A 23,050-nucleotide genomic window follows, 5' to 3' on the forward strand; every position below is an offset into this window, starting at 1 on the left:
TATCGCTGTTCAGCGTTCCGCTCCTGGCGCCTTTTCCCCGGATCTTACTGTGGGGTTATCCTAGCGCCAGATCAGGAGAACGAACGATGACACCGCTCAAACGCAAGATATGCATATATATGCCGGCAACGGAAGAGGTGTCGGCATGATCGGCGTGACGCTCGGCATTATTCCCGGGAACAGGGCAGCCATCGTCCCCTCCCTAAACGCGCTTTCGCCTTTGCGCGCACGCCTGACCGCCGGCCAGAACGCCACGATCTTCGTGAATGGGGACAGCACCGCCTATGCCGAAGGTGGACCATTCCAGCAGTTCGCCTCAATGCTTGGCGATCTTCACGATACAAAGGTCGTATTGTACCGCTGGGCCGAATGGCAGATAAATGCAGCAACCGGACCAAAAGCTTACGCCGATCCGATTACGCTGCGCAACACCGGTGAGGGTCCAACGCTCACGGTCTATCTCGCGGCGCTGCCTGGCGGTATGGCAGGCTACATGCTTGCAGACCAGCGCGCGGCGGCGCTGAGGATTCCACGCCCCGATCTGTGCATTCTGCATCATGGTCACAATATGCAGAGCTTCGAGATGCCAGGGGGCATCTTAAGTTCCGGACGATCTGCACTGCTGGGGCCACTCGGCATGACCGAATGGCAATGGCCCGGCACACCGCAACTCATCACCACCCAGAACCCCTGGCGTGACAGTACGGATTACGACAAGGTCTATCAGGCAATACTTGATGTGGCTCGATCCCACCCGCAGCTGACGCTGGTGGATACACATGCGGCATTTGTGGCAAAGGGTAAGGACGCGACCCTTTACCGGGACAACATCCATCCGAACGATGCCGGCTCACAGCTCATTGCCCGCACTCTGTTCGGTTCCTATCTGGCTTCGGCACCAGATAGCGGCTTTCAGACACCGTGCTGGCCGAAGCTCCCTGCTGCAAATCTCATCGCCAACGGAGATTTCACCGAGTGGTCGGGCTCTGCCCCGGCAGGCTGGAACCTGAGCGCGCCCGGCACCGTCGTCAAAAGCACCGACACCACCTTTTCCCCATCCTTCGCTTACAGTCTCGCCTTGCGCGCCAATGGCAGCCAGTCGGCCGCACTGTTTCATTATGTCCGGAATGCAGAGGCTGCAGCGATAATCGGCAAAACCATATCCTTTGCGATTCTCTACAAAAACAGCGCGGAGCAACGTCCGCCTTATGTCACGCTGGTTACGAAAAGCGGCGGAGCGACAAGGACCATCAATTGTTCAGCCCTGCAATTTTCGAATGTAAGCACTTCTGTGAACAGCGGCTGGATGTGGGCAACGGCGAACGGAATCTCCATCGACCCCGATATCAGCCCGGATGGTTACTCATTTTATCTGCGGATGATGCCAGCCTTTGGCACCAGCCCACCCAGCTCCAACGAACCACTTTACATTCAGAGAGTAATCGCCGTGGAAGGTGCCATGCCCAAAGGCAATCTGAGCGGCTGAAAGACAGAGAAAATTCCGTCTTGCACGACGATGTCGTCAAGACCACTATCCGTCGCCATCATCGCCCTGCCTCGCAATGATGGTGCCCTAACAACAGGGCCGTCTCAGGTCCGCCAGTGAAAGATACAGGCCGCGAATGACCAGACGTGCAAATATGGTGTCATCGCATCCGTCGCCATTACCGGCTTTTATCGTGGCGATGCCCCTTTTTCCTTCAAGGACAATAGGGGTTCCCGGTCACTTCCTGTCGATCTTTGTGTTCTTCATCGGCTTCTTCATTCAATGCAATGTCCTGACCAGCAATCTCGGCCTGCGCTTTCTCAACATTACCGATATGCTGGTGCTGATGACCTTGCCCGTCATTGCCCTCCTCTACATTCGTTGCCTGACACCTTCCATCCTTCTGTTTTACCTTATCCCGCTCACTTTGCTTTTCGTGCTCTCAGCTGGCTTTGCCGATGATCGCGGCGAAGGAGAATTTTACACGACGGCGATGACCTATTTTTACGCCGTCTATTTTCTGTTTTTCGCCTATCTTCTGTTCAAGGAGAACCTTCTCGAGCTGTTCTGCTGGGGCATGTTTGCGGGCTTCGTTGCAGTGACGATCCTGCTATTTCTGGACATCTTCATACATGACCAGCTGGCCTCCATCGGCCTGTCGTTCAAATTCGATGAAGCCGCCGTCCTAGAAGCCGCTGCAAAAGGTGAAATGGATCCGCTGCTCTTGCGTGTCGAGAAGGCGGGCGGAATTTGGCCGGTAGGCAACACAGCCGGCCCGGCCTTTGCCCTTGCCGGCGCGGCAGCCGCATATCTTGCGGAGCGCTACCGGCGGCCGGTTCTGTTCGCCGTGTTTCTGTTTGTCTATCTGGCAAGTTTCACGCTCACACTCAACCGGTCGGGCGTGTTTGCCGTTCTCGCCATCGGGCTCTATTTCTATATCAGAAACTTCTCGATCAGGATGTTGCTCAGCACATATTTCGGCTTCGCTCTTTCCGCGCTTGTCCTCGCCTCCGTACTGCCATTTGGCGTCTTTGATTTCGCAGAACAGGCATTTTCAAAACGTTTTTTGGAGGACAGCAACAGCAGCAACAATGTGCAGGAAAGGCTGGGGACGCTCATCGGCGGCTTTCAGGTGATGCTCAATCATCCTTTAGGCGTCGGTTTCACCGCACGGAGCCAGGAATTATCGGCAATATCGCATAGCGGCACACCGCATAACGGCTTTCTGGCCACCGCCTACGCATCTGGCATCGGGTTTTGTTTTCTTGGCGCCTTTGGGCTTGTTTATGCGATTTTCCGGAAGCGGAAAATCAGCTTTTTTACCTATTCGGCAATCGGAGTCATTATCGGCTATCAATTTGAAGAACTGAATTTCAATCCTGTCTTCATGGCCCATGTCGGCCTTGCTCTCGCATATGCTTTCATCGATCTGGACTTCAGGCTTTTTCTGAAAAATACGATGCTGCGCATCACAGGAATAGCCAATGAAGAACCCCGGGTGACAACACAGTCCACCTGAGGCCGCCGCATGAAGCTTCACGCAACCGCGACGATCTCAATTTCCTTCCCACCCAAACTGACCAGATCACCGGCCGTCTTCCCCATCAACGCCCGGGCGACAGGGGAAACATAAGACATTGATCCCGCAGCAGGATTAGCCTCGTCTTCACCGACAATCCGGAATTGTTGCGTCCGTCCGTCATCGCGGCTGAAGGTTACCAGGCTGCCAAAAGCGACGATGCCATCCACAGGCGGGTGCGGCATGAGTTGGGCGGTGCGGACACGCTCGGCGAAATACCTGATGTCGCGCAGGGGGCTGGCGGAAAGCCGCCGTCTTTCATTGACGTCTTCAATGGTGTTGGCCGCTTCGCAGGCTTCGCGCGCCGCATGCAGCTGCAGTTCCAGCGCTTTCAGTCCGGCTTCGGTCACCAGATTGGGATGCGGCGAAATCACCCGATCGGGCAGAACCGTTTCGGCTGCTGTTTCGGCACTGTCTTCCTTGGTAAAGGCTACGCTCAATCCTTGGCACTCCAAATCGTTGAGATACCGCATGGGCATCTCTCTCCAGTCCAGTTTTGCCATTGCTCCCCGTGACGGAGCAAGAGCGCAACATTCAGAAACCCGCATAGAGGGAACATACCCCTCATTTCTGGCTCTAACACGAGGCTTTTTGCCCTGCTAGGTTGTCTTGCAGGAGGAGTGAGGACACCAACGCTAACGAACAGGAGACGGCAATGGCCCGGACAGTAGTGAATGCGCTTGGGGATACGCTCTATTATAGCGACAGTTCCACCGGATTTTTCTCAGCCACGGGTTCCGGCCCACTGCTCAACGGCACCAGTGGTAATGATTCCATGTGGGGTGACAGTTCCGTCAATGTGACGATGGCGGGCGGCACGGGCGATGATATCTATTATCTCTATTCCAGCATCAACCGCGCGGTGGAAAATGCCGGGGAAGGCATCGACACGATCGATACCTGGATGAGCTACACCCTGCCCGAAAATTTTGAGAATCTCAGAGTGACGGGCGATGGCCGTTACGCTTTCGGGAACTCGCTCGATAACATCATCACCGGTGGATCGGGCAGCCAGACGATCGATGGTGGAGCCGGCAATGACGTGCTGATAGGCGGCGGTGGTGCAGACACCTTCGTCTTCACCAGTGGCAACGGCACCGATCTCATCATGGATTTCAGCGCCAACGATACGATCCGGCTCAACGGTTACGGCATTACATCCTTCGATCAGCTCGTCAGTAATGCCACGCAGCAGGGCAGCGATCTATGGCTGAATTTTTCGAACGGCGAAGCCGTGGTTCTTGCCGGAACGACCATCGACGACCTTCAGGCCGACCAATTCGAACTCAGTCTCGACCGGTCATCCCTGACCCAGACCTTTGCCGATGAATTCGATGCGCTGTCGCTGCGCAGCGGCGATCAGGGAACCTGGGATGCCAAATATTGGTGGGCTCCGGAAAAGGGAAGTTCGCTGACGACGAATGGCGAGGCGCAATGGTATATCAACCCTGCCTATGCCGGCACGTCGGAGGTCAACCCGTTCAGCGTCGAAAACGGCGTACTGACCATCACCGCTGCGGAAACAGCACAATCCGTCGCCGATGAGGTCGAGGGTTACGATTATACCTCGGGCATGCTGAACACCTATTCCTCCTTCAGCCAGACCTATGGATATTTCGAAATCCGCGCCGATATGCCGACCGACCGCGGCGCATGGCCGGCCTTCTGGCTTCTGCCGGAGGACGGATCCTGGCCGCCGGAACTCGATGTCATTGAAATGCGCGGGCAAAATCCCAACACGCTCATCATGTCCACCCATTCCAACGCCACCGGTGAACAGGCATCGGTCATCAACAATGTCAGCGTGCCGAGCACGGAAGGGTTTCACACCTATGGTGTGTTGTGGGATGCCGAACATATTACCTGGTATTTCGATGATGTCGCGGTGGCGCAGACGGATACGCCTGATGATATGCACGACCCCATGTATATGGTCGTCAATCTCGCCGTCGGCGGCATGGCGGGAACGCCCTCCGCCAATGATTTCAGCGATGGCTCGCAGATGATGATCGACTACATCAGGGCCTATTCGCTGTCCGACTGGGCCGCTTGATAAAAACGCCGGCAGTCGCATCCAGAACTGCCGGCGTTGCAGACATCAGCCTTTACAGGCTGCGCTTTGTTCGAACGCCTTACTCAGCCGCAAGCTGTGTCCGGGCAGCATAAAGCGACATGAGGTACCGCGCCGTTTCCAGGCTTGCCGGCTGCTCGGCGCGGTAACGACGGCCGATTTCCATCATCAGCACCGTCTCCGGCAGGAAGGTCAGTTCCGAGAAAATGCTCTCCCACTCGATATCGCCCCAGCCGAGCGGCATATGCAGATCGCCGATACCCAGCGCGGTATTTTCCTGTGTGAAATAGGCCTCGTAGAAGCCCTGCGGCCGACCGAAGGAATCGTGCACATGCAGATGGCCGGCAACAGGCGCCATGGCGCGAAGCTGCTCGCGGAAATCGAGACCACGATAGGTGGATTCGAGATAGGCATGGCTGAAATCGATCAGCGCTACGACATTGTCGTGACCAACAGCCTTCACGGTCGCTGCCACCTGGGCAGGCGTCTGACGATACTGGCCGGGTTCGGTGGAGAAGATATTCTCAAGCGCGATACGCACGCCATAGGGTTTGCAGAATTCCGCAAGTTCGAACAGCGCTTCGCGCTCACGGGCATCAGCATCGGCCCGCTCGGCAATCTGGTCGGCACGCAGCGCACCACTATGCTGGACGAGGATGCCTGCACCGATACGGTCGCAGAGGACAGCGAGCGCCTTGGCGGCATCGATCTGGTAACGGCAGGTCACAGGGTCCATGAAATTGGACGAAACCAGACCATGCACGGTGTAGCGGAAGTCGAACTCTTTCGCGAGCGCCACGAAACGATCGGCACGCTCTTCGATGATGCGGCCACCGGCGATCATGTCGAGGCTGGTCGCCGCAATTTCCACCGTGTCGCAGCCAATCTCGGCCAGTGCGCGCAGATCGCTTTCAAGCGTGGCCAGTTCGCCGTTATCCGAACCGGCGTTGAAACCGGTACCAATCAGATTTGTCATGTCGTCATCTCCAGGGAGTAGATAAGGTTATGTTAGTTCAGGCAGCCGCGCGGCACGCCGCGCCGTATCGAACAAATCCGGGCGATCGATATTGAGGTAGTCTACTCCGGCTAATGCGATCTCATTATGAAGGTCGACGTCGTCTCCGCCGTAATAAACCATGACTTCGAGACCGGCCTTGCGGCATGCCGCGACAAGTCCGGGTTTGCGCATCTGCGCCGGCGTGTTCTCGATGATCGGGGCATGCTGCACCGCCGCCGCCAGCGAGGGCGACTCGGCGATATCAAACGTCATCATCTCGCGTAACTCAGGCCCGGCGGCGGCCAAGCCCCGGTGCATATCCTCGGGAAAGGAGAAAAAGAAACTGTCGCGCGGCATGCCGCGATCTCGCACCAGCGTGAAGATCATACAGCCGCAGGTCTTGCTGTCGGAAGTCGTCGCGACGAACCCCGTGGCCTTTGGCGCGGCGGCGATGATTCTGCACGGCATCGGTGAACTTGGCTGATAGCTTCACCCCGGTTGACGGCTCAGCCGAGATTGTACACCATGAAATAAATCAGCCAGCAATGTGCAATCGCCAAAACCGCCCAGGCCCATTTCGCGGCCCTGATATCGGAATCGACGACGGTGTTGCTGATTTCGGCCACGCCGGGAGTCTCTTCGCCCCGTCCGCCCCGCGCCGGAGATGACGTCTTGATGTCCGGTTCGCTTACGACATAAAGCCTGTCGTTGCGCATTGATACAGACGGCTCATCGTCGACGCTCTCCCCATTGGAAGGCGCGCCGTCGCCGGAAGCGTAATTCACCGCCAGAAGTTGCGATGACACCCGCCTGTTACGCATGTTACTTCGATTGGGCATCATAATTTTCCACATAATAAAAATAAAAATATTCACCTGTAACACCGGACAAAGCCGTGGCTCTGCCTGATATGTCAGCGATATGCGCAGTTCACGCGCATCGACCGACCAGGTATTCCCCCATGCCTTTGCCTCCCCCTGAACGCAAAAGCGCCCCGGTAATCACCGTGCCGGGCCTGCCGGCAAATCGCGCCTGACCGCGTAAGGCTTGGCTTCCCGCTGGATCAGGAAGACGGATTTTTCGACCGGCAGCGGCTCGGCCGTCCGATACCGCTGAAACCGCCTTGAATATTCGAACCGGATCAGCCTGCCTTCGAACTTTCCCGCCAGCACGCGATAGCCGTTGACGAATTCGTTGAGGATTTCCAGCTCTTCTCCCCACAGCCAGCCACCGTAAGAGGTGCCCTCGTTCGAACGCAGCACGATCTCGAAAAAATGCCCGCCCGCCACCACCGGCATGCGGAAGAGGATATCGAGATTGTCTTCGTCCTCGTCCTCGCATTTTTCCGCCGACAGCCTGGCATGGGCAACTTTCGCATGAACGAGCGCGGAGACCGGATAGAACGGACGGCCCTTGAACCACATGAATTCGCTGACCGCATAACCGACATCGTCGGCACGCTGGTAAGGTTCAATACGCGGCTCGAACGCCATGTAGCTTCCGTTGAACGCTATCAATTTCGAAATTTCCCGATGCCTGCCCGCTGCATGTCCGCTGTTTTCCGCCCGTCTTTCATGCTTCTGTTTGCGACAATAGGCAGGCCGCGTCACACCAGCGTCAAATGGAACGCTATGATGACTTTCAATTTCCCGGACACGTTGTTAGATGATGATTCATGAGGGGACGAAAGTGGCTGGGAACGCTGAACTGATACCGATCAGGCTTTTTGGCACCCCGCGCTGTGACGCGGTGAGGGAAGCGTTTTTCCCGTCCAAGGGTTTTGCCCTGATAGCCGCCCTCATTCTTGCGCCCAACCAGTCACTTTCCCGCCAGTCCGCCGCATCGCTCCTGTGGGAAAATGTCGAGCAGAAACGCGCACTCGGCAATTTACGACAGCTCATTCTGCGCCTTCAGAAGCTGCCCAATGAAGACGAGGCCATCCTTCTGACCGAAGGGAACGACCTGAAGGCCGGAAAGCTGGCACAGCGGACCGACCTTGCTATCTTCCTTGCCGGCGCGAGAACCGAAGACCCGATGCGGCGGTTGCAGGCCCTGCTCGAATTCGGCGGCGATCTGCTGGATGGGCTGGATGCCGGGCAGGATCATCTCTACCTCTGGCTGTTGTCGGAACGCCGCCGTCTCAAGGACCTGTTCTTTTCGAGCTACACGCAGCTTCTGGAGGAGCTGACCCGCTTTGGCCGCGCCAGCTCCAACGATATCGCGAGACTTGCCGAATGCGCGCGCAAGATCGAACCGGAACGCGAGGAAACTTACCGCGCCGCCATGGCCGCCTATGCGCGGATCGGAAATATCAGCGCCTGCGAGGGCATGTTCGGGCTGTTGCTGGAGCAGCTGCGTCAGGAGGCACGCTCGCCGGAAGCCGAGACCGTGGCGCTGAGACGCAGGATACAGAGCCTCGCCTCAACGATAACCACCCCCGCCGAGCCGGACGAAGCCAGCCGACGAAAAGCCACCGCGAAACCACGCGTCGCCTTCGGCCTGCCCGCGCGGGTGGACGGGCTGCCGGCATCGCCGGTCATGCACGCCTTTATCGAGGATGTGGCCAACAGCCTGGTGCGCTACCGGACCTTCACCGTCCTTTCGCCGCACAGCACCTTTGCGCTCTCGCGGGACCGGGCCGATGATGGTTATGCCATGCTGCGGGCCGACTACCGGATCATGTCGTCGGTTTTCGACGATACCGGCATGTCAGTGGCGCTGATCGAGGAAGCGACCGGCGAAATCGTCTGGTCGCTGGAAGTGGTCCTCTCCGAGCGGCACATCCACACCGCCTTTCGTCTGCTCTCCAAACAGGTGGCTGCGGCACTTGCCCGGGAGATCGAGCGACTGCAGGTGGAACCCGACCGGAACCACAGCGGCGAGGCCTACCGGCAATTGCTGGAGGGCCAGCAGCTCCTGCGCGGCAAATGCGACCTGCCGCTTCTGCGCCGAGCCCGTTCGATGTTCCGCAGAGCCGTCGATCTCGATCACAGCATGGCCGTCGCCCGCGCCCGGGTGGCGCAGAGCCTGCAGCTGGAATGGCTGATGCTGGGCGGCAACGACCCTCACCTGCTACACCGCGCCAAGGCTGAGGCCGACGCTTCCGTTGAGATCGACCCTGCCCTCGGCGTCGGCCACTGGATGTGCGCCGTGGTGGCGCTCTATCAGCGGGATTTCGACATGTCCGCCGAAAAATTCTTCGAGGCGGAGGCGCTTGCGCCCAACTCCGCCGATCTCCTGCTCCAGCATGCGGATGCACTTGCCCACTTTGGCGATGCCGAGACCGCCTGGGAGAAGTTCCAGCAGGCGATCGATCTCAACCCGCTCGCACCCGATATCTACTGGTGGGCAGGCGCCAGCATCGCCTTCAAGCGCGAGGATTACGGCGCGGCGGTGGAATTATGCGCGCGAATGGAAAATGACGAGCCGGCCCTGCGGGTGCTGACCGCAAGCCACGCGTTGCATGGCGATTTGGCCGCTGCCCGGGAAACCGGCGGCAGGCTTCAGGAAAACTATCCGGGTATGTCGGCGAGGGAGATCAGCAGCCTTTCTCCAGACCGTGACCCGATAGCGAATGAAAAATTCTATCACGCACTTCGATTAGCTGGGATCAAATAGGAGATTTTATGTCCTCGCATTTCTTCATTGTTGGAAAAAAGGGCTTCGGCGTTCTTTTCATTCGCACGACGCCGCTCAGGGTTGCGTCCGTATCTCATGAGACGATTGCGGCCTATGAAGCCAGCCACCCCGGCGTGGACGGCTATGCACGCGTCGCAGCCGCGGCAAAGGCCATGCTCGTCCGCCAGGACGGCCAGCCCGAGGCCGAGCTGGACCAGGTCCAGATCCAGGGCATCGAAGCCCTCGTCGCCGGTGGCGCCGTGGTTTCCGAAGCCGATTTCGCCTTTATCGGTGAAGTCACCGACGCCGGCTGGGATTTCAACCGCATGGTGCAGGCGCCGATCGGCGCGGCGCTGAAGGCTGTCGGTCCGGCAGGTTCGGTCACCGGCGAGCTGTTCGACGCCATCCTTGCCGACGACGCCAACTCTGCACCCTGATCGCGGTTCCGCAGCCTTGACCGGTGCCGGTGCTCCCATATCAGCGACAGCGGCTTCAAGGCATGCGGACGCATCGTTCTTCGATCCCGAACTGCTCCGGCAGTTCGGGATTACCCGCGTCGGCGACGTGACCGGCCTCGATATTATCGGCATACCCGTCTGGTTTGCGGTGCGCCCCAATTCGCGCGGGCTCTCGGTTTCGCAAGGCAAGGGACTTGTTGCGGAACAGGCGCGGCTCTCGGCGATCATGGAAGCGGTCGAAGGTGCCGTGGCTGAAGATACCCGCAAACATGTCTCCGCCTTCGACTCTCTCGAGCAGATGCGGGTGAAGGGCGTTCCTCTCATTCCTTTCGAAACCGTCGGCCGCGTCGATCCGGACAGGCTGGATCCGCGGCGCGAACGCGGCTGGGTGAAGGGAATATCCGTTCGCCAGCAGCAGGAGGTATTTGCGCCCTACGAACTCATCGGCATGGATTTTCGCGCGGATTTCCCCTGGGATCGGCAGGCTTTCCTCATGAGTTCGCAGGGTCTCGCGGCGGGGTTTAACCATGACCATGCGGTTCTCCACGCCTTGCTCGAACTCGTCGAAAACGATGCCTGCTTTCTCGTCGATACTTTCGAAACCCGCACGATCGCGCCGGAGCCGGTCACATTTCCGGCCGGCGTCGATACGTCGTTCGACAGCCTCGTTGGCCGCCTTTCAGAGATTGACCTGACACCGTCCTTCTTCGACATGACGAATACACTCGGCGTGCCGGTGGTGATGGCAAGCCTTCCCCGCTCCGTTAACGCGCTGGACGGCCCCGCAACCCGCAATGCGGCGGGCGCCGCCTGCCGTCCAGCAACCTACGACGCCGCCGTTGCGGCGCTGCTCGAAGCGATCCAGTCGCGACTGACGGACATCAGCGGCGCGCGGGATGATCTCTCCCCGCTGCGTTACCAGCGGGACATGTTGAGTGCCCCTGCATCAGCGCGGCAACCGGTGGAACGGACGCCGGTGCAGCTTGATCTTGCAACGGATGACAAATCTTCGCCGCCCTGGCGCCAGCTTGCCGAGCGCCTTTTCACCGCAGGGATTGAGGACATTTATGTCTTCGCACTGGAAACGGGTGTCCCCGGCCTTAATGTCGTGCGGGTTCTGGCAAGCGGCCTTACCCCGACCAGCGGAGGCCTGCAAAACATATCGCAGCGAACGCTCGATCATTTCCTGAGCGCCGGAGGTCTTCGATGAAAACGGTGGTTTTTGCCGGCCCTTCCATTCATGGCGTCACTGGCGAAAAAATGTCAGGTCTCGATCTTCGCGGACCGGCCGCCTGCGGTGATATTTTCGATGCCGTGCGGCAGGGCGTCCGGACAATCGGTCTCATCGATGGCCTTTATGGGGACTGCGCCGCCGTCTGGCACAAGGAAATCCTGCATGCCCTGTCATCCCGCGTCACCCTTCTCGGGGCCGCCAGCATGGGAGCGCTCCGGGCAGCGGAATGCGCCGCCTTCGGCATGACCGGCATCGGCGAAATCTTCGCAGCGTATCGTGACGGACGACGGGTTTCGGACGCCGATGTCGCGGTCAGCCACGCGCCGGGTGAACTTGGCTATCGCCCGCTGACAATCGCGCTGGTCGACGCCGAGGCAACACTGGAAGCGTGCCGCGATAAAATCACACCGGAAGACCACGATACGCTGCTGGGCGTTGCCAGACAGCTGCATTTTACCCGCAGAACATGGCGTACCATTGCCGCCGAAGCCGGGCTTGGTTCGGAAGTGGCAAATCTTCTGGCCAAGGAGGCCGTTTCCGTAAAAAGAAACGACGCGATCGAGCTTCTGGAGGTACTCAATGCCGGGGACCTGCCGTCCCCGCCAGCACCATCATGGAAATTCCAGAACACGGTGTTTTTTCAGCAATTGGCGGCGCGGCGGATGACGGGAGAAAAGACGTCGTGACAATTTCCGCGTCGCCATCTTTCATAGCCGATTGTGGTGGCCTGATTGACACGATCGCATTCGCGCTTCCGGCATCGTTTTTTACCGATGATCACAACAGGCATCGGATCTCGCCACTCCTCCCCATCGGAAACCTGCTTTCGGCCCTGCCCCGCGAAATGAGGGCGGCCATCGTCATCGATCGGGACTGCCTTCCATCGGCGCAGGACTGGCTCGAAAGGCTGGCTCCCCCCTGCGCCGCCGAGTTGCTGCCGCTTGATGAGAACAGCCGCATTTCGCATCCGTGGATACAGGATATGGTCCATGTTCGGACCGATGGCAAAGGCACTGCGACCGAACTGGTTCCGGCACCGGGAAACCCCAGCGCCAGCGCGCTCGCCAAGCGTTTCGGGCTCGTCATCGCCGTTTCGGACGTCCTCTTGGATGGTGGCAACCAGCTGGTTGGCCAGGATTTTCGGCTGGTGGGCCATTCGAGCCTTAAGGACGGCAGTGGGCCGGGAGGCGACACCAACGCCGTAGAACGCTCGCAGCAATGGAAGAAGGTTGAGGCTCTGGACGGCAGAGCAGTCTACAGTTTTGGATACCGGCCGGAAGACCTTGCTGTTACGGAGGCCACGCTCGATCTTTCTCCGACAAGACAAGCCCCCATGGTGGTGGCCTTCCGGAAAATGCACCAATGCGGTTTCCACGTTGACCAGTTCGTTTCGGTGACCGGTCTGACGCAGGATAACCGCCCACTGCTTCTGGTCGCCGATCCGGTGGCGCATGCGGGATGCAGTATCCGTGCGGCCACGGATCTGAAACGAAAACTCGACGCCTCGGTGCTTTCGCTCATCTGGCAGGGCTTCGCGGTAAGGCGAAATCCCATTCCCGTTGCACCCACCATCGACAGCAACAAATGTATTCCGCGACTTTACAACAATGTCATTCTTGAAAATGTTGCACGATCAGGCCAAAAACAGCCATTCGTCTGGCTGCCGCATTTCGGCGATGGGGAGGCGCTTGAGGAGTTTGACGAAGACAACAGGCAAATCTGGGAGGGGCTCGGTTTCCATCCCATCGGCGTCGCCGGGTGGAGCCATCTTGCAAGCCGCAACGGGGCGTTGCGTTGCGCTACAAAGGTTATAAGCCGGGCTTCGTGACGTGTTCCGTAACCGTAAAACCGCGTTATTTTGTCAAGAAGAGTTCATATTACCCGTGGAAATTGTGTTGAATGTATACCTTCAACAATATTAATTGATAATTATCCGATTTAAGACCCTCAACATGGAGGAATTTATTATGCAGCCCAAACTCCCCAGCCCGATCGACGTGCATGTCGGCACACAGATCAGAATGCGGCGCAAGTCGCTCGGCATGAGCCAGAGCGCTCTGGCCGGCCGGCTCGGCATCACCTTTCAGCAGGTCCAGAAGTACGAAAAAGGCGCAAATCGCGTTGGTGCATCGCGTTTACAGGCCATCGCATCCGTTCTTGGCGTTGATGTCAGCTCGCTTTTTGCCAATGCCACGCCCGATGTCGGAAACGATAATCCGGCCATCGGCTCGATAAATGCCATGCAGTCCTTCGTCGCTTCGAATGAAGGATTTTCGCTCAATCAGGCCTTTTCGCGAATCAAGAGCGCCAGCATCCGCCGAAGCATTGTCGCCCTCGTGACATCGCTTGCAGCGACCGAAACGGCGGAAAATACGACGGCGTCGGAGAAGAAAAACGACGAGTAACGCAGGTGTGACGCTCGCGTGACGCTCGATATGGTCGAAAATGTATAACGCGGGATCAACGCGTTTTCATACTGTCGATTGTCGAGAGGGAAGCATGGCGGCGTCTACCACAGCAATACTTGAACAGGATAATGCAGACGAGATTCTGGCGCTTGGAAGGATGGTTTCATACCTTTGCCAGCGCTCGAAATCCATGGAACTGGGCATGTCGACCTATTTCCTGGAAATGGCATTGTTGTCGCTGGCCCAGGATATCAATCAGCACGGCCTGCCGCCTGTAACCGCGGAGTTGAACTCCAGCGGTTTCGCATCGGCCGATCTGCATTGAGCAATTTCCGATCCGCAGCCGCATAGATGCGTAAGACGGAACGTTCCCGCACCCTCCTCCAGCCGGGAACGCCCTAAGCGCATCTTGCATCTGCCTGCACTCACATAACCCCTCCCAAGGGATTTCATCGCAAATGATGATCGAGGCCCGGTTTTCGCCGGGCCTCGCCTATTATCAGGACAGCCCGCGCCGAAGCTCGATAGCTGCGGCGACGATTTTGGCGAGCGGCGGCCTCATCTCTTCCCCTTTGTGGGTTTCAGGCCGCAATCCGGGTTGATCCAGAATTGCCCATCGTCAAGCCGCTGTCGCGCCAGCGGCAGGAGAACCTCCATTTCGCCCATGGCCGACACGCGCGGCGAATGGACTCACGACGCCACAGCGCCCGGCCCCGGCACCGCACCCGGCGGCACCTTGCCCAGAATGATCATGCCCAGAACCTCATCCTTCGTGACATCCTCGGTGCGGGCATGGCCGACAACCTTGCCGTTCTTCATCACAAAAACCCGATCAGCGAGATCGAAGACATCGTGAATGTCGTGGCTGATGAGGAAGATACCGATGCCCTGCCGTTTCAGTTCCTTGACGAGATCGCCCACCTGCGCCGTTTCCTGCGGCCCGAGGGCGGCCGTCGGCTCGTCCATGATGAGAATACGGGCATCAAACAGAATGGCGCGGGCAATGGCGACAGACTGGCGCTGGCCGCCTGACAGTGCCTTCACCGGCTCCTTGAACCGCCGGAAATTGGGATTGAGACGTCCCATCACCTCGCGGGCCGAGGCTTCCATGGCGACATCATCAAGCGTGCCCCATTTCGTCTTCAGCTCGCGGCCGAGATAAAGATTGGCCGCCGCATCGACATTATCGGCCACGGCAAGCGTCTGGTAGATGGTCTCGATACCGTATTTCTTGGCGTCGCGGGGATTACGGATATCCGCATCCTCGCCATTGATGAGGATATCGCCGCCATCACGCCGGTATGCGCCCGACAGGATTTTGATAAGCGTCGATTTGCCCGCGCCATTATGGCCGAGAAGGGCGACCACCTCACCGGGGAAAAGATCGACAGAGGCGTTTTCCACCGCATGGATGCCGCCGAAGGAAATGGAAATATTGCGCATTTCCACGAGGGGCGTGACTTGGTCCGTCATAGGAGTTCTCCTCGGTTCTTACTTGGCGCGGGCGCGGTAAATGGTGTCGAGCCAGACGGCGACGACCAGAACCACACCAACGACGATGCGCTGGAAGGGCGTATCGATGCCCACCAGCACCATGCCGGATTGCAGCGATTGCATGACGAGCGCACCAAGCATCGCGCCCGCTATGGTGCCGACGCCGCCGGCAAGCGAGGTGCCGCCGATGACGGCCGCCGCGATGGTGTAAAGCTCATCCAGTTCGCCCTGCGCATTGGTGGCGGCGTTGAGGCGGGCGGTCGAAATCGCCGCCGCGATGGCGCAGAGAACGCCCATCAGCGTGAAGATTTTTACCGTGACCCAGCGGGTCTTGATGCCGGCGAGTTCGGCTGCTTCCGGGTTACCGCCAATGGCGAAGACATAACGTCCGAAGCGCAGCCGCGTGGCGATGAAGGTCATCACCGCACCGACCGCAAGCGCCATCAGCACCGGAACCGCAATGCCATGCGCAATGAACAACCCGCCTTCCGGCCAGGCGATGCCATTGGCGTCAGCATAGTTGCGGGCAATGTTGATCGGCCAGGGGTAGCTGTTCACCACGGCAACGAAACCGACGACGATGAGGCAGCCGAGCGCCACCAGAAAATATTCCGCCCAGACCGGCCGCAGCGGAAAACCGAAACGGCGGCGCTGATGGCGGGAATTGAGAATGGCCGCCACGATGGCGACGCAGGCAACGACAGCGGCGATCCAGCTCCATGTCGCGCCGATCGAGCCATTGGTGCCGCCGCCCATCAGACGGAAGGTGGAATCCATCGGCGCAACGGTACGGCCACTGGTGATGAACCAGGTGCCACCGCGCCAGACAAGCAACCCGCCGAGCGTGACGATGAAGGATGGCACGTTCAGGAAAGCAATGATCGAGCCCTGCAACATGCCGATGGCGCCGCCGACGAGAATGCCGGTAAGAAGCGTGACGATCCATGTCGCCCAATGTTCGAAACCGAGTATCTGCGGCAGGATTTCCGCCTGCATGACACCCATGATCATGCCGGAAAAACCGAGGATCGACCCGACCGACAGATCGATATTGCGGGTGACGATGACAAGCACCATGCCGGTTGCCATGACAGCCACGGACGCGGTCTGCACTGAAAGGTTCCAGAGGTTTCGCGGTGTCAGGAATAGTCCGCCGGACAGGATATGAAATCCGATCCAGATCAGAAGAAGCGCGCCGACCATGCCGAGCAGCCTGGTATCCAGCTCCGTGGCACTGATGAAGCGCGTTATCGAGCCTGTCTTTTCCGTCTTTTGCGACGTTGTGGAATTGGATTGGGTCATATCGGCCATGAACTGCCGGTCCTCCTTACATCTGAAAGGCGCCACGCCACCGATGTGGCGCAGCGCCCAAAGCTGGACCCTTGGGTCTTAGTCGCAGGCCTTGACGGTTCCGGCCTTCACACCTTGGCAGGCCGTTTCCTTCTTGATCCAGCCGGCATCGATGACGACGTTCAGATTGTCCTTGGTAATCGCGATCGGCTTGAGGAAGACCGACTGCATCGCTACCTTTTTCGGACCACCATCAAAACTGGTGACGCCCTTGATTTCCGTCATCTTTTTGCCGCCGGCCAGTTCCAGTGCGATGCCGGCTGCTTCCTTGCCGAGTTCGCGGCTGTCTTTCCAGACCGATACCGTCTGCGTGCCGAGTGCTACACGGTTGAGCGCAGCGAAATCGGCATCCTGACCTGAAACGGGAACCGAACCGGCCATGCCCTGCGCAGCGAGAGCGGCAATGGCGCCACCGGCCGTGCCGTCATTCGAGGCGACGACCGCATCCACCTTGTTGTTGTTCTTGGTCAGGAACTGTTCCATGTTCTTCTGGGCATTTTCCGGCTTCCAGCCATCGGTATAGGCTTCGCCGACATTCTTGATCTTGCCGCCGTCAATGGCTGCCTTCAGCACTTCCTGCTGGCCGGCAAAAAGGAAGTCCGCATTCGGATCGGAAGACGAACCCTTGATGAAGACGTAGTTACCTTCCGGCTTCACCTTGAACACCTCAGCAGCCTGAAGGCGGCCGACTTCCTTGTTGTCGAAGGTGATGTAGAAGGCGTTCTGATTTTCGATCAGGCGGTCATAACCAACGACCGGAATGCCTTCGGCAACGGCCTTCTCCACCGCCGGGCCAATCGCGTCGCTATCCTGCGCAAGGATGATCAGCGCGTTGGCGCCCTGCGAAATCAGCGATTCCACATCGGTCAGCTGCTTTGCGGCGGAAGACTGCGCATCGGCGGAAATGTATTTCGCACCGGCCTTGTCAAGTGCTGCCTTGATGGCCGCCTCATCCGTCTTCCAGCGTTCCTCCTGGAAATTCGACCAGGAAACGCCAACAACGAGATCAGCCGCGATGGCGGCAGTATGCAGGGAAACGAGTACGGCCGTACCCGCCAAAAGCTTGGCAAACGAATTCATGATGTCCTCCCGGTAAGGGCGAAGCCTGCACCTCCATGCAGGGAAAACGCCCGGAAAAAAGCTGACGGTCTCTGTGATTTCACAATTTTCTCGACAGTCGAGAAAATTAATGTCAGAGATTCCCAATGCTGTCAACAACGGCTGCGGGCAGCAACCGGGTGCCTTGATCTTCTCTGTGGCATGCGCCATCAGACAGGATGAGCACGACAGGAAAAAGCCGTTCAGGGAGCAGGCCCCAGCCCATGTCCGCCATTGCAAGTACGGAACTGGTGCGCCAGAAAAACAGCCTGTCGGTTATGGCGGCCCTGCGCCTGCACGGCAGCCTTTCCCACACGGACATGTCTTCCTTCACCGGGCTCGCCTCGGCCACCGTCTCCGCCATCACCATGGAGCTTGAACGCGCCGGCCTCATTCTGCGCAAGGAACAGCTCGCCGCCACCGGTCGCGGGCGGCCGCGCATTCTCTTTGCGCCGCGTGGCGCATTCTGCCACGTCGCCATCGTCATCATTTCCTCCGACAGCGTGCAATATTCGCTGGTCGATTATGCCGGCAAGCTGGTGGATCGTTTCACCGAACAGAGGTTAGCTGCCGAAAAGGGCACATTCGGCGCGGCGATACTCGCCGGCCTCGCACGGCTTGCGGACCGCTCGCGCATCGACCGCCACGATATTCTTCAGGTATCGATCAGCAGCAAGGGGCTGGTGGATGCGGCGGCGGCAACGCTCGTCTGGTCGCCGGTGCTCGGCAATGAAAGGATCGATTTCCGGCAATTGCTTTCCGCTGACGGCCGCAATCGCGTCACACTGAACAACGAAACCCTGCTTGCCGCCAAGGCCATCCGGATGCGCGAGCAGACGAAAGACGACCCGGCGCCGGAAGCACTCGTCACCCTGTCGCTCGGCCACAGCATCGGTCTTGGCATCGCCCGCTCCGCAGGCGATACAATCGAGGTCAGCGCCCCCAATTTCGGCCATATGCTGCATCTGGCCGATGGCGCCCTGTGCCGCTGCGGCACCAAAGGCTGCATCGAAGCCTATTCCGGATTCTACGCCATCCTGCGCTCGGCTTTCGAAGCCCCGCCGCAGGCCGAACCGGCCAAATTTGTGCCGATTGCCGAAGTAGACAAGATCGCCGCTTCAGCCCGCGCGGGTGCCCGCATGGCACGTTTTGCCTTCCGCACCGCCGGGCTGGCACTGGGTAACGGTCTTTCACGCCTGTTCAGCCTGCATGGCCATATGCCGGTTTTCGTGACCGGACCCGGCACCCGTTATTTCGACCTTCTGGAAAGCGGCCTGCATGATGGTCTTGCGCAATCCCAGGCGGTGCGTTTCGGCGGCATGCCCAAAATCAGCATCGCGCCAGACGAACCGGAACTGGTATTCGAAGGGCACATGGAACACGCGCTTTCCGCTGCCGACGACTATATATTGAGCGCCGATGGTCATGAGAGGCAGGCAAGAAATTCTGGCGTCTGACGGATACCAACCGCGCTTCTGCAACGGCACGCAACCACTCACTGCTTCCTCAAAGCCGGCGCAGGCCTTCGCGATGCGTCGTATTTTCCGGCAACTTAACTTCACTGGCGACCCCAAGCCACACCAAAAACTGGATGAAATTCCAACCGAGATCGACTTGTCCCGCTTCAAGCCCAAGCCGCGCAGAGTCCGGAAAAGCATGGTGGTTACCATGAAAGGACTCGCCGAAAGTGACCACTGCTGCTGTGGGAATATTGTAGCCCTGCACGGCGACATTATCGACTGCCCATCCCTGATGTCCGTCGCGATGCGCAAAATGACCAACAAGCCAATGCCCTGTCAATGAAACCGAAATGCGTACCGCAATCCCCCATACCACCCAACTCCAGCCGCCGAGAAGATAAAACAACAACATCCAGGGTAGTTGCTGCGCCATCCAGCTACGCTCCAGAAACTGATAGAACCTGTCATTCGCAACCTCCGGCTCAATAACAAACGTAGGCGGATTCTTCAGTACGACTGAGCAATGCATTTGCCACCAAGCATCTCCAAAGAAGGAACGCCGGTGCGCATGGAGATCATGGCACGTTGTTTGTCGTTGGGCCCAATCGCGGATGTCATGTGCGTAAATCATACCAAATGGCCCAGCCATACCAACCAGCGTGCCAAGATAGACCAGCAAGCGCTCAACAGTCTTGCCGGTGCGGAAGGAGCGGTGGATCAGCAATCGGTGCATCCCCACCGAGTGCCCCGCGCAAATGGTAATCCCGGTCATGACAACGAACAGAGTGAAACTGCTCCAGGAAAATGTCAGCGGTCCGAATACCACAGCCGCGGCGGTCATCGACCCCACCCAGAGCGATTTTGCTGGCATCCAGCATACCCGCCCCTCGCTTGCATCGGAAAACGGTTGCGAGATCATGCGTCCTGTGGAAATCGCCATCGTAATGTCCTTTCCGTGCCGCTCGCACGCTTGCCTCACCAGCCAGCAAATGGTACTTATTTAGTCTATTAGCTAATTACCTTTGTAGCCGATTTTTTTAATTAGGCAATTAGCTAATTAACTCAGGCGCCGATACTTATGGATTGCCAATGAAAGACAGGACGACGTGACTGGACAGAAAAATGATTCCGATATGCTGGCAGAACAAGTAACAACTCTGCCCATGCAACTGGTTTTCGAGGCGCTCGCATCCGCCCCGCGCCGCAAAATCCTGGCCTATCTCTCCCATACGGATCTTACGGCCGGCGAAATCGCTGCGCGCTTTGACATGTCAAAGCCGTCCATCTCACAGCATCTAAATGTGTTGGAAACCGCCGGTTTGATTTCCGGCAAACGTGAGGGCCAATTCATTCGTTATTCGCTGACACCGAACAAGCTGGTGAACACACTCAACGGCTTCGTCCAGGATGTCTGCCCCGTTGGCCGGCCGCTTAAGAAGGAAAGCAAGGAGCTGGCGAAGCTGAAGTCGGATGAAACGACGTGAAAGCTCTATTGTGAACCGTTGAGAGCCCCGAAGCCTGCGAGCAATTCGGGGAACTGACAACAATTGCTAAAGGCTCAGGCCCGCTCCGCCACGGCTGCAGTTTCTTCCCCGGCGCCCGTCAAAAGTCGGACGAACTCATCCAGACCGGCCGCCTGATCCTTGCTGAGCAACAGGCCCTGCTTAGTACGCCGCCAGAGAATATCTTCTGCCGCGCAGGCCCATTCATGCTGCACCAGAAAGCGAACCTCGCATTCGTAAAGCGTGCCGCCGAAATGGCGGCCGAGGCCGGATATATCGGTGGCCGGGCCGAGCAGATCTACCGCTTTGGTGCCGTAATTCCTGACGAGGCGTTCCGCATGGCGGCGCTCAAGAAAGGGATAAAGGTCAATCAGTCCCCTCACTTGATTTTCATATCTCTCCGCGCCGAAATCGCCACCCGGCAGGTGGGAGCCCGCCGTCCATGGCTTGCCCTTCTCGCCGATGGCCGTGCCGATCTTTTCCAGCGCATGTTCGGCCAGCCGCCGATAGGTGGTCAGCTTGCCGCCGAAAATGTTGAGGAGCGGGGCTTCGCCGTTCCCCTCTTCCAACTTCAGCACGTAATCGCGGGTGGCCTCCTGTGCTTTCGAAGCACCGTCATCAAAAAGCGGCCGCACGCCGGAATAGGTCCAGACGATATCTTCCGGCTTTACCGCGTCGCTGAAATAGTCGCTTGCGGCATTGCAGAGGTAGGAAATCTCTTCCTCCGAGATGCGCACCTTCGCCGGGTCGCCCTGATAATCGCGGTCCGTTGTGCCGATCAGCGTGAAATCCCGCTCATAGGGAATGGCGAAGATGATGCGGTTATCAGGGTTCTGGAAGAAATAGGCGCGCGGATCGGAAAACTTCCTGCGCACGATGATGTGGCTGCCCTGCACGAGCCGGACATTATGAACATCCTGGCGGCCAAAGACGCCTGAAAGCACCTTGTCCACCCAGGGGCCGGCGGCATTCACCAGCATGCGCGCCTTGTGCGTGGCCGCCCGTCCGGTTTTTTCGTCCAGCGTTTCGATGAGCCAGAGGCCGCCTTCACGCCGCGCGGAGACGACCCGTGTGCGGTTCATGATCGTCGCGCCGCGATTTGCCGCATCGCGCGCATTAAGCACCACGAAACGGGCATCATCCACCCAGCCATCGGAATATTCGAAAGCCTTGGCGAAAGCCGGCTTCAGCGGTTTGCCCGCCGGGTCTCGCCTCAGATCGAGCGTGCGGGTCGCCGGCAGAAGTTTGCGGCCGCCGAGATTGTCATAAAGAAACAGGCCGAGCCGGACCATCCAGGCCGGGCGTACGCCGCCGTTCTGGATGGGCAGAACGAAGCGCATCGGCCAGATGACATGCGGCGCCATGGCCCAAAGGATTTCACGCTCCATCAGGGCTTCGCGCACCAGGCGGAATTCGTAATGTTCGAGATAACGCAGGCCGCCATGAATAAGCTTGGTGGCGGCAGAAGAGGTGCCGGAAGCAAAATCGCCCTTTTCCGCAAGCGCCACGAAGTAACCCCTGCCCACCGCATCGCGGGCAATGCCGCAGCCATTGATGCCGCCACCGATGACAAAAAGATCGAAAATATTCTCGCCGGACATAGAGCCTCCACGACAGCGCAGGGGATCGTATCCCCATCGTTGAAAGACAATTGCAATAAAAACGAAAACAAAACGAATGTCAAAAGAAAACAAACGAAACACGTTACGGCAAAGGCAGGCGGCCACTGCCCGCCGTCCACCACATGGCCAGCGTCTTAGGGCGTCTGTGTTTCAGCCATGTGTCGGCTAGAACATTTCCAGTAAAAGCGGAATCGCTTTTACCTCTGGACAATGTATCAAAACAAAAGGTTAGGACAGTTCTCGTGAACCGTTGGTCACGGGAACTGCCCCAACCTGCTCAAGCTCATAGAGCACGCCGCCCATGTCCTTCGGGTGCAGGAAAAGCACGGGATTGCCATGCGCGCCGATCTTCGGCTCGCCATCGCCCAGAATCCGGACGCCTTTTTTGACGAGATCGTCGCGGGCCACGACAATATCAGGCACTTCGAAGCAGAGATGATGGGTGCCGCCGCCCGGGTTTCTGTCGAGAAAAGCGGCAATCGGCGAATTTTCTCCGAGCGGATGAAGAAGTTCGATCTTGGTGTTGTCAGCCTGAATGAACACCACCGTCACACCATGTTCGGGCAGGGATTGTGGTTCCGATACATCTGCGCCAAGCGCCCTGTAACGGGCAATAGCGACATCGAGATCGGGCACCGCGATGGCGACGTGGTTCAATCTTCCAAACATGGGT

The 23,050-nt window shown here is 58.4% G+C and carries 24 protein-coding genes; 12 read left to right on the forward strand and 12 right to left on the reverse strand.

Annotated features, from left to right (window positions below; genetic code table 11):
* Positions 1 to 145 precede the first annotated feature (145 nt).
* Together EXN68_RS13685 and EXN68_RS13690 are read left to right on the forward strand one after the other, a co-directional pair.
* Entirely contained in the window at positions 146 to 1,486 is a 1,341-nt protein-coding gene (locus tag EXN68_RS13685; protein ID WP_142841453.1) for an SGNH/GDSL hydrolase family protein, read from the forward strand.
* A 136-nt stretch (positions 1,487 to 1,622) separates the two neighbouring features.
* Complete coding sequence (locus tag EXN68_RS13690) at positions 1,623 to 3,005, forward strand: O-antigen ligase family protein (protein WP_142841454.1); 1,383 nt, start codon at positions 1,623 to 1,625, stop codon at positions 3,003 to 3,005.
* A gap of 17 nt (positions 3,006 to 3,022) precedes the next feature.
* Here the strand turns inward: EXN68_RS13690 and greA are convergent, their stop codons facing one another.
* Positions 3,023 to 3,505, reverse strand: coding sequence for a transcription elongation factor GreA (gene greA, locus EXN68_RS13695; RefSeq protein ID WP_142841757.1), 483 nt, complete (start codon positions 3,503 to 3,505; stop codon positions 3,023 to 3,025).
* A 215-nt stretch (positions 3,506 to 3,720) separates the two neighbouring features.
* Here greA and eglC point away from each other — a divergent pair, with 215 nt between their 5' ends.
* Positions 3,721 to 5,118 carry an endo-1,3-1,4-beta-glycanase EglC gene (gene eglC / locus EXN68_RS13700; protein ID WP_142841455.1) on the forward strand — a complete coding sequence of 466 codons (1,398 nt, stop codon included), beginning with the start codon at positions 3,721 to 3,723 and terminating at the stop codon, positions 5,116 to 5,118.
* A gap of 79 nt (positions 5,119 to 5,197) precedes the next feature.
* Here eglC and EXN68_RS13705 read toward each other — a convergent pair whose 3' ends face one another.
* The 4 genes from EXN68_RS13705 to EXN68_RS13720 form a co-directional block, all read right to left on the reverse strand.
* Complete coding sequence (locus EXN68_RS13705; protein ID WP_142841456.1) at positions 5,198 to 6,112, reverse strand: TIM barrel protein; 915 nt, start codon at positions 6,110 to 6,112, stop codon at positions 5,198 to 5,200.
* A 27-nt stretch (positions 6,113 to 6,139) separates the two neighbouring features.
* Positions 6,140 to 6,601, reverse strand: coding sequence for a hypothetical protein (locus tag EXN68_RS13710; RefSeq protein ID WP_237681406.1), 462 nt, complete (start codon positions 6,599 to 6,601; stop codon positions 6,140 to 6,142).
* Positions 6,602 to 6,639: 38 nt separating this feature from the next.
* Positions 6,640 to 7,008 carry a hypothetical protein gene (locus EXN68_RS13715; protein WP_237681407.1) on the reverse strand — a complete coding sequence of 123 codons (369 nt, stop codon included), beginning with the start codon at positions 7,006 to 7,008 and terminating at the stop codon, positions 6,640 to 6,642.
* Between the two features lie 126 nt (positions 7,009 to 7,134).
* Entirely contained in the window at positions 7,135 to 7,626 is a 492-nt protein-coding gene (locus EXN68_RS13720; protein WP_142841457.1) for a hypothetical protein, read from the reverse strand.
* A 172-nt stretch (positions 7,627 to 7,798) separates the two neighbouring features.
* Between EXN68_RS13720 and EXN68_RS13725 the strand changes: the two genes are divergently transcribed.
* The 7 genes from EXN68_RS13725 to EXN68_RS13755 all read left to right on the forward strand — a co-directional run bounded on the left by EXN68_RS13725 (position 7,799) and on the right by EXN68_RS13755 (position 14,176).
* Positions 7,799 to 9,751: a BTAD domain-containing putative transcriptional regulator gene (locus EXN68_RS13725; RefSeq protein WP_161991339.1), complete on the forward strand. Its 1,953-nt coding sequence runs from the start codon at positions 7,799 to 7,801 to the stop codon at positions 9,749 to 9,751.
* An 8-nt stretch (positions 9,752 to 9,759) separates the two neighbouring features.
* Positions 9,760 to 10,188 carry a hypothetical protein gene (locus EXN68_RS13730; protein WP_046799798.1) on the forward strand — a complete coding sequence of 143 codons (429 nt, stop codon included), beginning with the start codon at positions 9,760 to 9,762 and terminating at the stop codon, positions 10,186 to 10,188.
* A 37-nt stretch (positions 10,189 to 10,225) separates the two neighbouring features.
* On the forward strand, positions 10,226 to 11,419 hold the full coding sequence (locus tag EXN68_RS13735) for a YcaO-like family protein (RefSeq protein WP_142841759.1): 1,194 nt from the start codon (positions 10,226 to 10,228) through the stop codon (positions 11,417 to 11,419).
* On the forward strand, positions 11,416 to 12,129 hold the full coding sequence (locus EXN68_RS13740) for a TfuA-like protein (RefSeq protein WP_142841459.1): 714 nt from the start codon (positions 11,416 to 11,418) through the stop codon (positions 12,127 to 12,129). Before EXN68_RS13735 ends, EXN68_RS13740 begins: the two co-directional genes overlap by 4 nt.
* The gene (locus EXN68_RS13745; protein WP_142841460.1) at positions 12,126 to 13,271 is read left to right on the forward strand and encodes a hypothetical protein; all 1,146 of its coding nucleotides are present in this window, start codon (positions 12,126 to 12,128) and stop codon (positions 13,269 to 13,271) included. Before EXN68_RS13740 ends, EXN68_RS13745 begins: the two co-directional genes overlap by 4 nt.
* A 139-nt stretch (positions 13,272 to 13,410) precedes the next feature.
* A complete protein-coding gene (locus EXN68_RS13750; protein WP_142841461.1) occupies positions 13,411 to 13,848 on the forward strand; it encodes a helix-turn-helix domain-containing protein in 438 nt (145 codons plus the stop codon).
* A 94-nt stretch (positions 13,849 to 13,942) separates the two neighbouring features.
* On the forward strand, positions 13,943 to 14,176 hold the full coding sequence (locus tag EXN68_RS13755; RefSeq protein ID WP_161991340.1) for a hypothetical protein: 234 nt from the start codon (positions 13,943 to 13,945) through the stop codon (positions 14,174 to 14,176).
* 233 nt (positions 14,177 to 14,409) lie between these two features.
* Here the strand turns inward: EXN68_RS13755 and EXN68_RS28175 are convergent, their stop codons facing one another.
* The 4 genes from EXN68_RS28175 to xylF all read right to left on the reverse strand — a co-directional run bounded on the left by EXN68_RS28175 (position 14,410) and on the right by xylF (position 17,775).
* Complete coding sequence (locus tag EXN68_RS28175; protein ID WP_404944524.1) at positions 14,410 to 14,517, reverse strand: hypothetical protein; 108 nt, start codon at positions 14,515 to 14,517, stop codon at positions 14,410 to 14,412.
* A gap of 24 nt (positions 14,518 to 14,541) precedes the next feature.
* Positions 14,542 to 15,324 (reverse strand): ATP-binding cassette domain-containing protein, encoded by a 783-nt coding sequence (locus EXN68_RS13765; RefSeq protein WP_142841463.1) that lies wholly within the window; start codon positions 15,322 to 15,324, stop codon positions 14,542 to 14,544.
* 18 nt (positions 15,325 to 15,342) lie between these two features.
* The gene (locus tag EXN68_RS13770; RefSeq protein WP_142841464.1) at positions 15,343 to 16,656 is read right to left on the reverse strand and encodes a sugar ABC transporter permease; all 1,314 of its coding nucleotides are present in this window, start codon (positions 16,654 to 16,656) and stop codon (positions 15,343 to 15,345) included.
* Positions 16,657 to 16,734: 78 nt separating this feature from the next.
* Positions 16,735 to 17,775 carry a D-xylose ABC transporter substrate-binding protein gene (gene xylF, locus EXN68_RS13775; RefSeq protein ID WP_046799806.1) on the reverse strand — a complete coding sequence of 347 codons (1,041 nt, stop codon included), beginning with the start codon at positions 17,773 to 17,775 and terminating at the stop codon, positions 16,735 to 16,737.
* Between the two features lie 242 nt (positions 17,776 to 18,017).
* Here xylF and EXN68_RS13780 point away from each other — a divergent pair, with 242 nt between their 5' ends.
* Positions 18,018 to 19,250, forward strand: coding sequence for an ROK family transcriptional regulator (locus EXN68_RS13780; RefSeq protein WP_142841465.1), 1,233 nt, complete (start codon positions 18,018 to 18,020; stop codon positions 19,248 to 19,250).
* A 49-nt stretch (positions 19,251 to 19,299) separates the two neighbouring features.
* On the opposite strand, the gene EXN68_RS13785 is transcribed toward EXN68_RS13780, so the two are convergent.
* Positions 19,300 to 20,193, reverse strand: a complete 894-nt coding sequence (locus EXN68_RS13785) for an acyl-CoA desaturase (RefSeq protein ID WP_142841466.1) — start codon at positions 20,191 to 20,193, stop codon at positions 19,300 to 19,302.
* A 193-nt stretch (positions 20,194 to 20,386) separates the two neighbouring features.
* On the opposite strand from EXN68_RS13785, the gene EXN68_RS13790 reads away from it, so the two are divergent.
* On the forward strand, positions 20,387 to 20,737 hold the full coding sequence (locus tag EXN68_RS13790; RefSeq protein WP_237681408.1) for a metalloregulator ArsR/SmtB family transcription factor: 351 nt from the start codon (positions 20,387 to 20,389) through the stop codon (positions 20,735 to 20,737).
* 74 nt (positions 20,738 to 20,811) lie between these two features.
* Here EXN68_RS13790 and EXN68_RS13795 read toward each other — a convergent pair whose 3' ends face one another.
* Together EXN68_RS13795 and mce are read right to left on the reverse strand one after the other, a co-directional pair.
* Entirely contained in the window at positions 20,812 to 22,356 is a 1,545-nt protein-coding gene (locus tag EXN68_RS13795; RefSeq protein ID WP_142841467.1) for a glycerol-3-phosphate dehydrogenase, read from the reverse strand.
* 249 nt (positions 22,357 to 22,605) lie between these two features.
* Positions 22,606 to 23,046 carry a methylmalonyl-CoA epimerase gene (mce, locus tag EXN68_RS13800; protein ID WP_142841468.1) on the reverse strand — a complete coding sequence of 147 codons (441 nt, stop codon included), beginning with the start codon at positions 23,044 to 23,046 and terminating at the stop codon, positions 22,606 to 22,608.
* Positions 23,047 to 23,050 lie beyond the last annotated feature (4 nt).

Origin of the sequence: Martinezella rhizogenes, assembly GCF_007002745.1 — a bacterium.
Taxonomy (GTDB): domain Bacteria; phylum Pseudomonadota; class Alphaproteobacteria; order Rhizobiales; family Rhizobiaceae; genus Agrobacterium; species Agrobacterium cucumeris.